We start from the raw sequence: 15,026 nt of genomic DNA, 5'->3' as shown, positions 1-15,026 counted from the left end.
TTCACCCGGTATTTAGTTATGCACCAGATATCGCACCTTTAAGCTACGATCTTTATATTCGCGGCGGCTTTAACGGCTGGGGTACGGATAACCAGCTGCGTTATGTCGGAGATAACCAGTATCAGGTAACCATGCAGGTCGCTCCCGGCAACCATGAATTCAAACTGGCGGCGGCAGACTGGTCAAGCGAGTGGGTATTAAGTGAAGAAGCGCTTACAGCTGAATTAGATACCGCTTATACCATGCTTCCCGGCGGTGCAAATGCAACCTTCTTTATTACCGAGACAGGTTATTACAAATTTACTGTTGATGCATCAGATACTAAAGCGCCGGTACTGAAAATAACAGCATCAGACGGAAGCGAAGGAGTTGTTGTGAATCCCCACGAAGGCAATGAAAAAATACAAAAACTGACTTTCACTACCTACGATGATAAAGAGGAAGAAGTTACTTTTTCCGCGCTGAAAGCTGATGTTGAGTACCGCAGCTACGCTCATTCAACCACTCAGGAACTACGCGATCCCGGTGATGCTTATGTCTTATATGAAGAAAAAGCAGGACAACCAACTATCCGTACCGGCAGTCTGCCCTTTGATGCACTGTTTTCACTGTCTGTAAATGAAACAGAGCAGAACAGCGTATCTGAAATTAAAGACGGCAATTACAATGCCGGTAAAGCAATTGACTGTAACTGTTTTGAAACAGGTGCAAAATGGAACTATGTATGGACGCGTGATCTTTCTTATGCGGCCAATTTAGGTCTAGCGATGCTTGATCCAGAGCGAGTTAAAACTTCATTAGAATTTAAACTTTCTGAATACCGTGACGGTACCGACAAACCGGATCAAGCAGCCGGTGATGACAGCGGTTTACAAATCGTACAGGATACAGGCTCAGGCGGCAGCTGGCCGATCAGTACCGACCGTGTAACCTGGGCATTCGGCGCAGAAAAAGCACTGCAGAACCTCCCTGCTGAAAGTCGTGATGTTTTTGCCGTAAAAGCTTATAAAGCATTAGTTAATACTATTGAGAATGACCGTATAGCGGCTTTTGACAGTGTTGACGGTTTATATAACGGCGAGCAGTCATTCCTTGACTGGCGTGAGCAGACCTATGCGAGCTGGATAACCCAGGATCTTGCCAGCATGGGCAGTGCAAAAGCGCTTTCTACCAATGCTGGACACTACCAGGCACTTAAGCTGACAGCTAAATTAGCAGGCGAACAGGGTGAGCCGGCAGCGGCGGCCAGATATGAAAGCTGGGCAGCTGCACTTAAAACAGCGATCAATAAACGCTTCTGGTTAGAAGATGCAGGTATGTACAGCAGCTTAACGGCTGGACATCAGGATTTAGCCCCGCTGCATAAATTTGACTGGTTAGGTCAATCACTAGTTATTATTACCGGTATAGCAGATACCGCACGTGCTGATAAAGTATTAGCAAATTACCCGCACAGCGAAATGGGCGCACCGGTTATCTTCCCGCAGCAGCAGGATGCTGCAGTCTATCATAACCGTGCTATCTGGCCGTTTGTTACTGCTTACGGTTTAAAAGCGGCTGTTAAAACAGGCAATACCGCAGTAGCGAATGCAGCTTACCAGACGCTATTTAGAGCGGCGGCACTTAACCTTTCTAATATGGAGAACCTTGAGTGGTTATCACTTAAACCAAATCTGTTAGACTTTGATAATCCGTCATTATCAGGCCCGGTGATTAACTCTAAACGTCAGCTTTGGTCTGTCGGCGCTTATGTGGGTATGGTCATAGAAGATGTCTTCGGCTTTACCACTACAGATACAGGGATCAGCCTGAATCCGTTTATTACCAGCGAACTGCGCAGAGAAAAATTTGCAAACAGCACAAGCCTTAAATTACAAGGTCTGACACTAAAAGGTAAAGTAATTAACCTTGAAATTCTACTGCCTGAAGCATCTGAGGGCAGCGGTTATTATTCAGTACAGAGCCTAACCCTGAACAATAAATCAGTAAGTGATCCTAAGACTATTGCGTTCGCAGATTTAAGCGACAGCAATAACCTGGTGATTACTCTGGGTGACTTAATCAGCGGCTCAACTGCTATTACTATGGTAGAAGCACATCCGCTCAGCAATAGTGACCCCGTTGTTTTTGCACCCAAAGAGCCGTTGATCAGCAGTGTATCAGCCGATAAAGACGGATTTCTAACGGTAGACTTTAACGATCTGCAAACTGGTAATATCAGCTATAACCTGTACCGAAACGGTAAGCTGGCAAAAGCGAATGTTAACAAAGGTATTGTTACCGATTCGGTTACACAAGCAGAGGGTGAAGGCAGTTGTTATGCAGTAGAAGCTGTTTATACAGAAACAAACAATTACTCGCATCACAGCGCGCCTGTCTGCTTTGGTACAAAACAGACTATTCCAGTAACAGATAGGCGAGTAGATTCAAATGTCAGCGTGACTTCGGCTGATGAGGTAATCAGTAAAGATTATCTAAGCAACTGGGGAAACTTGAATGATAGTTTAACGGTCAGCAGTATCACTTTACCGGCTGATGGATACTATGACTTCCAGCTGCAGTACCACAATAACTTTAATGCGATCAACCTGGGGGTTACTAACGGTGTTAAATGGCTGGAAGTTAAAGATGCTGCAGGAGAAGTTGTTGCGAAAGGTATTATTCAGATGCCACATGCTGCGGTTAAAGACGGTAAAAAACCACTGGTATATTCAACGCCACTTACTGCCGACCTAGCTGCCGGAACTTATTCTTTAGAGGTTACTGACTTCTACAATATGAGTTACCTGGAAAGCAACACCACTTATATCGCCAGCGGCGGTAAAGACGGGAAAGTAAATAACTTTGATCTTGCATCTATCCGCATTCAGCCGGCTACTCCTCTGGCAGACTGATTTGTATTTTCAATAATTAACCTGCAGGCCCAAGTGAACTCACTTGGGCTTTTTTGTAATATTTGTCTCGTCCAGACATCTGTTTACTCATTTGTCCCTAAAATGCCCGCTAAGAACTTCTCAGCTGAAACTAGTTTCTATAAACACCTTAGTCATATTTTGTTAAAAATCAAAAGATTAGGGTGTATTTCATACTGCAGTCCGTTTCATTCTTAAGCATTATTTTATGGACTAATAATTTAATTAGAATTGTCTGATTTTCTATTAGCCAGAGCCTCAAATTTCCTCTACAATCCTTTTCTTTTTTAGTACAGAACAAGATTATGTTATTAACCATTCTTTACATTATAGGCATCACAGCGGAAGCGATGACCGGCGCCCTTTCGGCGGGGAAACGGAAAATGGACTGGTTTGGTGTTATGTTTGTCGCGAGTGCAACCGCAATCGGTGGCGGTACGGTACGTGATATCATTTTAGGTCACTATCCGGTCGGCTGGATTAAAAACCCAGAATATATAATGATCACCTGCATGGCCGGAGTCTTTACTACCTTAATAGCTCCCTGGGTAGCACGCAATCACCGCCTGTTTATCTGTTTAGATTCTATCGGCTTAGTGGTATTCAGCATTATCGGCTGCCGCGTTGCTATTGATATGGGCCTTCACCCGGTTATCTGCATAATTTCAGCAATTGTAACGGGTATCTTCGGCGGGTTATTAAGAGATCTGATCTGCCGCCAGACACCGCTGGTTTTACATAAAGAGTTATATGCGTCTGTTGCACTAATCGCGGCCGTTGTGTACCTCGGATTACTCTGGTATGGCTTAGAGGACTCTATCGCGGTAATTATAACTCTAATCACAGGTTTCAGTTTACGTATGGCAGCCTTAAAATTCAGCTGGCGCTTACCTGTGTTTCATTTTGAACATGAATTATTAGAAGAAAACAGCACCCCAAAAGGTGAATAATTGATAATAAGGGTAACGAAAAGCAGTCGACCGCCTTTTCGTTAGCCGATTTTTATATTTTCTAATACAATAAGTCAGAATCTCCCCGTCGCCTTCTATGGCTAAAAAACCTTACATTAATGCAGACAAGCTATCATCTCCGCCAAATACATTCTCACACGCCTCTGTTAAAATAAATAAAACAGACGATTACTCAAAGGACTGCCGTGATGGATAAATATAAAACTAAGCATCTTCTCACATTACACTTTTATATCACGTCACTATTTACTGTGTTGATCTTGTTATGCGGGCTGCTTATCGGCTGGTACAGTTATAATCAGTTAAGCAAAACCATGCTGGATTCAGGAAAATTGATTTTTGCACAAACAACCCAACAGGTTGCAAAAAAAATAAAACTTGATACATCTCATCTCGATACTCTACTGAAAACCTTTGCTGCCTCGAAATTACCCGAAGCGACTATCCAAGAAAGAATAGAGTTTGTTCCAATGTTAAAAGAAGTGTTAGATAGAGAGAAAAGCACAAAATCTATATTTATCTCATATTCTAACAATGATCTTTTTCTGCTTAGGGAAATTTATTCAAAAGAGTATTTAACACGCTATAACGCTCCGCAGCAGAGCCGTTATATGAGCACATCAATTAATAACAATCAGGCGGTGCATCATTTTTATGATCAAAACCTGCAGATCACCTTAAAAACAACCGAGGCAGACTTCCAGTTTGATACAAAAAACCGCCCCTGGTACAAGGCGACTAAAAATAAATCAGGAATTACGATATCTGATCCTTACTTGTTTCATTCCAGCCAGGAACTCGGGGTTACCATGGCATTGTTTAATAAAAAACACGATGTGATTATCGGCGCGGATTACTCCTTAACTGATCTATCAGATTCACTACTGCAGTTTAAAACATCTGAAAACACTCAAATAATGATTGTTAATACGTCGGGCCAGGTGCTCGCTTATCACGAGACCAAGGAGCTGCTCTCTGAGTCGGGCAAATTCATCGAACATACATTAGTATCAGAAATACGCCATCCCGTTTTACAGTATCTGTTTATGCAGTATCAAGATCATCCCGGCAGTCAGCAGTTCAGCTATAACGGCCGGCAATGGTTAGGCAAAGTTTCGCGCATGCAGGGAAATATTCAGATAAGTTTGGTGCAGGCAATACCCCTTGATGAATTGTTAGGTGATGCATATCAGCTGCGTTATAAAACCATACTGATCACCCTGCTGATTATTTTAGTCATTCTGCCGGCAGCCTGGTATTTTTCTAAAAAATTAACCCGGCCGATTCGTCAACTCACCCATGAGCTGCAGCATATTAAAGATTTTGATTTCTCCCGCCCCATAAAGACCAGCTCGTTTATTCAGGAAATAGATGAATTAGTTAAAGCAAGCAGCAGCATGCAGAAAACTATCGGGCATTTTCAAGATTTATCTACCTCGTTAGTGGGTAAGCAGAACTTTGAGGATCTTCTTAAAAAAATAACTTTGGAAACAATCACTTTAAACCACGCTAAAGGTGCCGCAATACTGCTGGCTGATAAATCCAATAAACTCAATGTTACTTTTGCTAATTTTGTTGAACTAGATGAGCAGCAGAATAATAAATTGGCGGCACAATTAAAATCATTATTTTTCAGTGCTGAGCAGCTTCCTCTAGCCAATACAGTATTACCGGAACAGTTCAGTCCGTTTTTAAAAACATTAATAGCGGATCATAAGAAACTTAGCTGGCGATTATTACCCCTGTCTAATCGAGCTGGTGAATCTCTGGGTATGTTAGCAATAATAAATAATACCGCGCAGGCAAACTTTCACGGCAGGCAGAACTTCACGCAGGTAATGGCTGGCTTTTCAGCATTAGCTATTGAGGGGCAGTTACTGCTTAGCGAACAGAAAGAGCTGCTGCAGAGTTTTATCCATCTGATTGCCGGCGCAATTGACAGTCAGTCACCGTATACCGGCGGTCACTGTGAACGCGTTCCAGAACTGACAAAAATGTTGAGTCAGGTAGCCTGCGATAAACAAGAAGGTAAATTCAAAGATTTTTCTCTCAGTGAAGAACAGTGGGAAGAGCTGCATATCGCATCATGGCTGCATGACTGCGGAAAAATAGTTACTCCCGAATACGTCATTGATAAAGCGACTAAATTAGAAACTATCTATGACCGGATCCATGAAATACGTATGCGCTTTGAGCTGTTGAAAGAACAGGCAGAAAAAGAGTACTGGAAAGGTTTAGCACAAGGCCTGGATAAGAAAGGTTTAGCAGAGCAGAGAGAAACGCTTCTGGCGGCGCTGGATCAAGAATTTACCTTTGTCGCTGAATGTAATATCGGCGGAGAATTTATGTCCGAAGACAAGATACAGCGGCTTAGCAGTATTGCTCAACGCACCTGGACAAGAACTCTGGATAACAAACTGGGTATCGCCAAACAGGAGAAAATGCGTCATGAAGAAGCAGAGCGGCCTCTGCCGCAACAAGAATATTTATTAGCAGACAAAATAGAGCACCTGATTAAACGGGAGCACATTATTGAACAGGAGCATGCGCAGTTAACCGCTCCCGGTAATTCCTGGGGGTTTAACATGAAAACCCCGGAGTATCAGTTTAACCGCGGCGAATTATATAACCTGTCAGTTAAACGCGGCACACTAACACCTGAAGACAGGTTTGTGATTAATGAGCATATGGTTCATACCATTGTCATGTTATCTAAACTGCCCTTTCCTAAACATCTCGAAAATGTGCCGCTGATTGCCGGCGGACATCATGAAAAAATGGACGGTAAAGGTTATCCGCGAGGTGTACCTGCAGGAGAACTTCCTGTTACGGCTCGCATAATGGTTGTAGCAGATATTTTTGAAGCATTAACTGCCTCAGACCGCCCTTACAAAGAGCGTAAAACATTGAGCCAGTCGATTAAGATTATGAGTTTTATGGCAAAAGATAATCACATCGATGCCCATGTATTTGAGCTGTTTTTAACCTCCGGCGTATATTTACAATATGCACAGAGTTATTTAAACGCAGATCAGATTGATCATGTAAATATCGATGACTATTTAAGTTAATAAAAACTTATCTGCTCTGTCTATTTTTTATCAGACCGGGCAGTTATAAACCAGCCTGTACAAAGCGCCTTAAACTTGGATTAGGATTTTCACAGTTTAAGCGGCTTATCTCCCCAGCACTTGAAACCTGTCCCTGATCTACAAACAGATAATGTGAGGCGGCATTAAGCGCATCTGAAATATGATGCGTTACCATTAAGACCGTCACTTTGTGCCTAGCTGCTAATTTTTTAACCATTGCAAGCATCTCTTCACGCAGAATCGGGTCAAGGGCTGAAAACGGCTCATCAAGCAACAGCAGAGGTTTATTCTGCACAAAACATCGCGCTAAAGCGACTCGCTGTCTCTGGCCGCCGGATAACTGATGGGGCAGGCGAGTCTGCAGCTTCTCAACCCCAACCTGCTGACAAATTTCCTCTACCTTTGCCTTCTGCTCCAAGGTTAATTTAAGTCCGGGATGCAAACCTAAACCGATATTGTCTGCGACATTAAGGTGAGCAAAGAGATTATTTTCCTGAAATAGCATCGCTAGCGGACGATGATACGGCTGAACATTAAGAATTGACTCACCGGCGATTTGAATATCACCGCTTAGCGGATCAATAAAACCCGCAGCTAAATTTAACAAAGTACTTTTACCGGCACCGCTTGCCCCTAGCACAGCAACAATACTACCTGTGTCTATTTCAATATCAAAATTGAATTGTTCCTTCTGATACAGATACTTTACACTGCAGAATTTAATCATAGTCGCCTCGAACAGTAATTATTTAACAACATGATTTTTCACCATGATTTTTTCTATTAAGGCAAAAAGAGCCACACTAAGCATTAATAAAAACAGTGATACAACTGCAGCGGACTCCATCTGATAACTGCCGAGCAGCTGAAAAAGATAAAGAGGCAATGTAGTCGAATCCTGGCTCCCGAATAATGCAATGGCACTCAAATCCCCCATCGATAAAACAAAGCTGATAGAAAATGCATGCACGATAGGCAGCCTTATTGCCCGCCATTCAATAAGATAGAAACGAGAAAAACCTGACATACCTAAACTGGTACACAATTTATCATACTGCTGGGCAGTATGCAGCATCGGCTGAGCAAGCGTTTTAAGCACATAGGGCAGCGCCATTAAGGCATTCACTGCAATCACTATCAAAAGTGCCAGACTAAAGACATCCGTGACATTCCTAAGCAGCAGAAAAATACCGGTACTAATAACCAGCCCCGGAGTCACTAAAATAATAGCACCAAGCAGCTCTAGTTTATCTGCTCTAAACTGCAGACCGATTAAACGCCAGGAACGGCTGGTAATAAGAATCAGCACACCGGCAATAAGGGCGATTAAAGCCGCAGATAAAGCAACCAGCAAAGAATTTTTAAGGGCACTCCAGAAAACGGTATCAGTAACAACAGTTAGAAACTGTACGTTCAGCCCGTTAATAAAAACCATTAATAATGGCGGAATAACCAGCACCGCGACTGCTGATATCCATAGGGTATCCCAGTATCTGGCAGGCTTAGAGTCGCAGAACGGAACAGGCGCTGATAATGTAGCGCCGCTGGTTAGGGCCACTGGGCGAGAAAGTCTTTGTATTATAACTGCCAGCGTACCACAAAGGATCATCTGCCATAACGCCAGCAATGCTCCTGACTGTAGATCAAAATCAAACTTAATAGCCTGATAGATAGCCAGTTCGATTGTGGTTGATTTTGGCCCGCCGCCTAATGCCATTACTGTTGCAAAACTGGTAAAACAAAGCATAAATACTAATCCGCACACATGTGGAAGCTGCTGACGTAAACAGGGCCACTCTACTAGCTTAAACTTATTCCAGTGACTGATCCCAAGATGCACAGATAGTTTATGATTCTCAACAGGTAGTGACTGCAGCGGCTGCAGTAATAGCCGTGCAGCAAACGGTAGATTGAAAAACACGTGCGCCAGTAGTATGCCGTTTAATCCGTAGATAGAGAACGGCAGTTTATAATCAATAAAAGCCAGCAGCTGCGAAATCAAACCACTGTTGCCGTAAATGGAAAGTAAACCAAAAACTCCCACCAACACAGGTAAAACAAGAGTTGCAGCAAACAACTTAAGTAATAATTCCTTGCCGAAAAAAGAACGTCTTGATAAAGCATGCGCAACAGGGATCGCCAGTCCGACACTCAGTAATGTAGACAAAAAAGACTGGTAAAAGCTGAAAACCGTTACGTGACGATAATAGGGATCAACCCACAGCGCTGAAAAATTAAAATCTGGTGAGTGGAGCAGCAGTGCAGAAAAGGCACCGCTGACAAAAAGTAAAATAAACCCGGCTATGATTACTCCGGGTAAAGTTTGAAGTTTACTAGTCATCAAAAAGCTTCACTTAATAAATTAAAGCGCTCTGCCACTCTCTAATCCAGCTTTTACGGTTAGTTTCAACCTGTTCAGCAGTGAAGGAAAATGATTTAGACGGAACAGTTAACTGTTTAAAAACTTTAGGAAGAGGCACATCGGTAACCGGGTACATCCAGTTTCCAGTCGGCATGGCAGACTGAAACTGATCGCTGATAATAAAATCCATAAACTGATCCGCTAGTTTTTCATTGGCACTGTTTTTTACTTTAGCCGCAACTTCGATCTGCGTGTAGTGCCCCTCCGAGAAATCAGCTGAAACATACTGACTGTTCTGCTCCGCAATAATATGATATGCAGGAGAGGTGGTATAGGAAAGTACCATATCCGCTTCTCCTTTTAAGAACATGTTATACGCTTCCGACCAGCCCTTAGTAACAGTAACCGTTTTTTCCGCCAGCTGCTTCCAGGCTTGATCAGCTTTATCAGCATAAATCCATTTCATCCACAGCATTAACCCCTGCCCTGGTGTAGAAGTACGCGGATCCTGATAGATAACTTTAATATCATCCCGCTTCTCAACCAGTTCTTTTAGGCTTTTTGGCGGGTTCAATAATGCCTCTTTATTATAAACAAAGGCGAAATAACCAAAGTCATAGGGAACAAAGATATTATCAGACCAGCCGCCGGGCAGCCTGATATTAGCAGCATCTACTTTATGCTCAGTTAATAATCCCGTTTCGGCAGCTTCTGCCATCAGGTTATTATCCAGCCCAAGAAGTACATCCGCTTTACTGTTTTTTCCCTCTAAACGCAGACGGTTTAATATTGAAACACCGTCGTCTAATGCAACAAACTGCAGCTCACAAGCACACTCTTCTTCGAATGCTTTTTTTATTTTTGGGCCAGGGCCCCACTCTGAAGCAAAAGAGTCATAAGTATAAACAACGAGTTTATCAGCACTTACCGGCATTGATGCCAGGGCTGAAAATGCAAGAAAAGGAAGTATTTTTTTCACTATGCGCTCCGTATATAGCATAAGGCATAGAAAAAGATGCAAATCATATTAAAGTACCCGATAAGCTCAATTCCTACGCCAGTATTATCTGGTTCAGGTCTACGGGTTTAGTCTGGTGACAATCTCAGCCTTATACAGCACCCCGTTGAGAACGGCTATTGTATACTCAAAGTCAGACGGAGGCACCTAAAGGTTTATTTATTAGGAATAAAAACCGCCAGACAGCACTGGCGGTGACAGGAAAATTATAAATAACAGCTAGAACCAGATTTCAGATCTGTTGCGTCCAGTCTCTTTTGCCCTGTACAGAGCTTTATCTGCCTGGTACATTAAATGATCTAGGGTTTCCGTATTATCGGATAATTCGCTTAAACCGATAGAGGTTGTTAGAGAAATCACATCATCGCCGTAACTGACCCTTAATTCAGACACTGCCTGACGAATACGCTCAGCAAGCAGTGATGCATCAACCAGTTCGGTTTCCGGAAGCATAATTGAAAACTCCTCCCCCCCCTGACGAGAAAATATATCACTGCTTCGAAGCAGTTTCCGGCAGCAGTCGGTTAAGGCTAACAACACCTGATCGCCAGCATGGTGCCCATAGTTGTCATTAATACGCTTAAAGTAATCAATATCCAATGCTAATAAACTAAGTCTATGTCCATAGCGCCGGCTTCGCTCAAACTCTATTTCAGCTAATTCAAAAAAATGACGACGATTACTGATCCCGGTGAGAGGATCCGTTGCGGCCAGTTTTTCAACATCACTCAGAGCCAGACGCAGCTGCGACTCAGTATTTTTTAATGTAGTAATATCAGTGCTATAGAGAAAAACAAAACCATCAGGATTTATAAGGCGGGACACTCTTGTCCAGCTTCCGTCAATCATCAGGAGCTCAAAGGTTTTAAATAAAATATCATCAAAATCCGTACGGAGCTTAGTAAAATAACTTTCAACATCGCCATTCTCAATATAGATACCGTCACCGGAAGCATAAGATTTTTGTAGAATTTCAGTAAAAGTTACCCCTTCAGCCTCTGCTACACTAAGGCCGAAATGACTGGAAAATCTATGGTTACAAAAAATCAGCACATGGCTCTGATCAAAAATACCAAAACCATCCTCGCTCGCTTTAACTACATCAAGTAATAGAGCGTTAAGTTGCTCTTTTGAGTTTCTGATATTAGACATAAACACTCACTTAACAGACTATTTAGTATCCCTGTTATAAGTGTAGAACAGAGAGTGCAGCTTGGCGATGAGACAGAACTCGTGGAGCTCGTCCGCTCATTTCCCAGGCTTGTTGCCAATCTACAGGGCACGGATAGCTTAGCCCGTTCATGACTCTCAGCTGTCGCTGAACTCACCCCGACTGTCACATGAAAGGAATGCCTTCGGCACACCTGCGTTTCATACCATTCCGCCTATTTAGCAGATCGGTTTTTTATATTTAGAAGTACGGTTTAAACGCGCAGTTCAAGAGGCGAGGCTAAAACCTCACTTCCTAAAAAAGCTCATAATATTAAGCGGATTGGTATAACCTCTGAGTTCGGAATAGGAAGGAAAGCAGGCTCCCTTGGTCCGGAGGAGAATGTAGGCGAAATCCTTATGCTAGTGGCATAAGGAAGTTCGCTGTAATAGTGGAAGCTTTGCTTGACGTTGATGGGACCACGTCTGAGCTGCGTATACAGCAAACAACTTACACAATGGCCTGTGTTTATCATTTCAGTGACTTCGCGTAATTAAGCCGCCCCAAACATAGTGGCGGCTTATATTGGTTTTACTTGGCGAACTAAAAAAGCCTGCTTACTTCATTTTTTCAACTACATCGACTTTTTGCTCAGCACTTTTCACTTCAAATTTTCTACTGTCCTTTGTTAGTTAACCGAAGCTTCTACAGATTCAATTAACATCCCTTCATCAGCTTCTAGACTTGTCGATATAAAGTGAAGGTAACTAACGCCATTTGGACTGGTATTACTAATTTCGAGCCTTTCCACGACCTCCCCATCAAGCAAAACTTGAGCATCCGAGTTTTTCTCCACACCATTCCAATGTAAGCTAAGGGTATACCAACGGTTAGCTTCAAGTACATGCTCACCAAGTTTCTCTCCTGGCGTAACATTTAAAGTATACACAGCATAGTGCGCTGTTGTTTCATCAACAGCATTGAACAGACGATCAGTGAGGCTGATTTGAGTTCCGCCACTATGTTCATTTAACATAAAGCGAATATCAACTTGACCACTCTTTCCATTCGGAAAATTCCAAGTCGCCCCACCTTTTTCATAATTGACATTATTTTCAATATTGATCAGCTCCGAATCACTCACTCGCCGGACTTGAAGCGCTTGATGTTCAGGCTTATCGATAAGATCGACAAGTTGAGATGATTGTTTTCGATCATAACTGACATGCCCTCTTACCTCCGGGATATAGCTATGAACAGTCCAATTTTCTAGACCGTTTTCAAAATGCTCACTTCGTTCTTTTTCATAAAGCCAACGCGTATCCATAATCATCAAACGGCGATGCTCTTTATGTTGTCCAATGGAAATAAGAACTCGATGCTCATCCAACTCGACAAATTCACTTTGCTGTTTCCCCCGATCTTCCTGACCCTCATAGGTCGCATAATCACTACGATTACGATGTTCATCTAGGATGACCTCGCGAAATCCAGTCCATGTTTTACCGTCATCGTCAGAGATTGCAGCATGATGAGAATCACGATTTGTAAAAACATCTTCCCACATATCATCTTGAGCTCCTAGATTCTCAGGTAAGGGCATCGTATTTGTCCAAAGAGCAAGCAGACGCCCATCCTTCAAGCGTCCAATTGTCGGCATAGTCAATGTACCGAAAAAACGTGACGGCTGTGATTCTGTCCATGTATCCCCAAAATCTGAGGAGAACGCTTCGTAGTATTGATCTTGAGAGGTGCGAACAAGAATCCAAAGGCGCCCGTCTCTAAGCTCAACAATTGAGCCTTCAACTCCACTATTAAACCATCGCACACCTTGGTGGATCTCATCTTTTTCATGCGGTGGTGCTGAGATTATGTCTTGAGAGGTGCGCCAGGTTAAACCGCCATCATCTGAAATATGTAGTCTTGTGCCCTCGCGCATCTCATGTGATGGAATTAAAATTCGTTGACCATTATTCACGAAAGTCGGACTACGCATAATTCCGCCAAGAGTCAGGTAGTTCCCTTTGTCACTTTGCTCCCAGTTATAGTCAAGTTGACCATCTTTAGTCACAGCGGCCCACTCGCCGTCAAGTCCTCCATTGGAAATAAAAACATAACCATTGATTGGCTGTACTCGTATATATTCTCCAGTAACGGGGTTAGGGACAATAGCTGGTGACTCCTTATCAATCCCTCCAAAGTTAGGAGGATATGATGCTGAGGCCAAGCTTTCTTGCCATGTAAGACCATTATCGCTGCTTACCTGCATTTTACGGCCGTCGTAACCTTCCCCACCATTATAGTGACGAATTTCATTCTCACTTGCGCGCACTAAACCTCTTCCTGCATCGGCAGGAGGAACAGCAACTACCTGTGGCGACTGCCTTTCTTCAATCGGTGGCGACTGAATTTCTTCAGTTGTGCAACCCATCTGCGCTAAAAACAACAGCGGCAGTATAGACTTATGTAACTTCATCTTTTTTCTCCTGATATACAATAAAATAACGTAATAATTTAGACAGTTATTAAGGTTATTAACTGCCCTGTAAATAGTGCATGATTTTTTATCCTTCATACTTTTACGGCAGCTTGAATTATCAACCACGTTTATTTTCACTTACGATGATCTTTAGGCTTTAGCAAAGTACCGACTTAGGCTCCTATATCTGAAAGTGGCTGTGACTCCATTTATTTTTATATTCGTCAAACTCTTGAGTACTAAATAAGTTCCCATAAGGCTGTTAATACACCACCGAGCAAGAAACAAAACTCCAAACAAAATAGGAAGACAAAGCGCTACTCCATAATGTTTCCAATGGAGTTTCACTTCAACATAGAGGCGTCAAAATATAGATTTAGATCACCGTTTTATTAAGGGCTATTGATCTTTATTTGAAATTTGTACGGTAGGTGGCAATCTCATATAATTTACTTCGCCAAAAACAAACTTTATGATCTACTCATTTATGCTGGTTAAAATAGATGCTAGCTTCGTTATTGATTTTGCAATTAGAGCAACAAGTTACTGTAATCAATGCCTTGCTTTCATCCATTTTTCCTACGCCTAAATAGATCATTTAATTAGCAGAATTGGTATTATAAGTGACAGCAAAAGAGTAATGAAAATGTGCACTAGAGACTGGATGATGCTGACCAGTTAATTAGGCGGAATGGTATAAAACGAAAAAACCCCATCCCTTCAAAGAAGGAATGGGGTTTATCTGGATTTGATTGCCTAGCTTGTGCAAAACTCTGGCGATGGTCAGGACTCGCGGAGCTCGTCCGCTCATAAACCAGGCTGCCGCCTGATTCGCCCTACTATCATATAAAAGGAATGCCTGCGGCATGCTGTTTATATCCCATGTGATAGTGGTCATCGTCTAAAGCGCTAAAACGAAAAAATCCCTGCTGACGTAGTCAACAGGGATTATTCGTATTAGGCGCTTGGCGATGACCTACTCTCACATGGGGAGACCCCACACTACCATCGGCGCAGCTGCGTTTCACTTCTGAGTTCGGAA

Annotated in this window: 8 protein-coding genes, 1 rRNA gene and 1 riboswitch; of the genes, 3 read left to right on the top strand and 6 right to left on the bottom strand. The window is 42.7% G+C overall.

What is annotated here, in order from left to right:
- The 3 genes from G327_RS27120 to G327_RS0122995 all read left to right on the top strand — a co-directional run.
- Nucleotides 1-2,894: MGH1-like glycoside hydrolase domain-containing protein (locus G327_RS27120; RefSeq protein WP_019617163.1), on the top strand; the 2,894-nt coding region annotated here is incomplete at its 5' end.
- Between the two features lie 323 nt (nt 2,895-3,217).
- The gene (locus tag G327_RS0123000) at nt 3,218-3,862 is read left to right on the top strand and encodes a trimeric intracellular cation channel family protein (RefSeq protein ID WP_019617162.1); all 645 of its coding nucleotides are present in this window, start codon (nt 3,218-3,220) and stop codon (nt 3,860-3,862) included.
- Between the two features lie 209 nt (nt 3,863-4,071).
- A complete protein-coding gene (locus G327_RS0122995) occupies nt 4,072-6,954 on the top strand; it encodes an HD domain-containing phosphohydrolase (RefSeq protein WP_019617161.1) in 2,883 nt (960 codons plus the stop codon).
- A 43-nt stretch (nt 6,955-6,997) separates the two neighbouring features.
- On the opposite strand, the gene thiQ is transcribed toward G327_RS0122995, so the two are convergent.
- The 6 genes from thiQ to rrf form a co-directional block, all read right to left on the bottom strand.
- A complete protein-coding gene (gene thiQ / locus G327_RS0122990; protein WP_019617160.1) occupies nt 6,998-7,702 on the bottom strand; it encodes a thiamine ABC transporter ATP-binding protein in 705 nt (234 codons plus the stop codon).
- A gap of 18 nt (nt 7,703-7,720) precedes the next feature.
- Nucleotides 7,721-9,316, bottom strand: a complete 1,596-nt coding sequence (thiP, locus tag G327_RS0122985; RefSeq protein ID WP_019617159.1) for a thiamine/thiamine pyrophosphate ABC transporter permease ThiP — start codon at nt 9,314-9,316, stop codon at nt 7,721-7,723.
- A 13-nt stretch (nt 9,317-9,329) separates the two neighbouring features.
- Nucleotides 9,330-10,316, bottom strand: coding sequence for a thiamine ABC transporter substrate binding subunit (gene thiB / locus G327_RS0122980; protein ID WP_019617158.1), 987 nt, complete (start codon nt 10,314-10,316; stop codon nt 9,330-9,332).
- 53 nt (nt 10,317-10,369) lie between these two features.
- A riboswitch (TPP riboswitch) is annotated at nt 10,370-10,471 on the bottom strand.
- Between the two features lie 103 nt (nt 10,472-10,574).
- A complete protein-coding gene (locus tag G327_RS0122975) occupies nt 10,575-11,507 on the bottom strand; it encodes a sensor domain-containing diguanylate cyclase (protein WP_019617157.1) in 933 nt (310 codons plus the stop codon).
- Between the two features lie 686 nt (nt 11,508-12,193).
- Nucleotides 12,194-13,981 (bottom strand): sialidase family protein, encoded by a 1,788-nt coding sequence (locus G327_RS0122970; protein ID WP_019617156.1) that lies wholly within the window; start codon nt 13,979-13,981, stop codon nt 12,194-12,196.
- A gap of 966 nt (nt 13,982-14,947) precedes the next feature.
- Nucleotides 14,948-15,026: ribosomal RNA gene (gene rrf / locus G327_RS27675) — 5S ribosomal RNA — on the bottom strand; the annotation flags it as partial.

The organism is Psychromonas ossibalaenae ATCC BAA-1528, assembly GCF_000381745.1.
In the GTDB taxonomy this organism is placed as follows: Bacteria; Pseudomonadota; Gammaproteobacteria; order Enterobacterales; family Psychromonadaceae; genus Psychromonas; species Psychromonas ossibalaenae.
The sequence above is the reverse complement of the archived record's forward strand: the minus strand, read 5'-3'. Positions and strand labels throughout refer to the sequence as shown.

What these genes read in the sequence shown, in the direction of transcription:
- G327_RS0123000 (WP_019617162.1), top strand. Translation starts at nt 3,218, where the DNA reads ATGTTATTAACCATTCTTTACATTATAGGCATCACAGCGGAAGCGATG.
- G327_RS0122995 (WP_019617161.1), top strand. Translation starts at nt 4,072, where the DNA reads ATGGATAAATATAAAACTAAGCATCTTCTCACATTACACTTTTATATC.
- thiQ (WP_019617160.1), bottom strand. Translation starts at nt 7,702, where the DNA reads ATGATTAAATTCTGCAGTGTAAAGTATCTGTATCAGAAGGAACAATTC.
- thiP (WP_019617159.1), bottom strand. Translation starts at nt 9,316, where the DNA reads ATGACTAGTAAACTTCAAACTTTACCCGGAGTAATCATAGCCGGGTTT.
- G327_RS0122975 (WP_019617157.1), bottom strand. Translation starts at nt 11,507, where the DNA reads ATGTCTAATATCAGAAACTCAAAAGAGCAACTTAACGCTCTATTACTT.
- G327_RS0122970 (WP_019617156.1), bottom strand. Translation starts at nt 13,981, where the DNA reads ATGAAGTTACATAAGTCTATACTGCCGCTGTTGTTTTTAGCGCAGATG.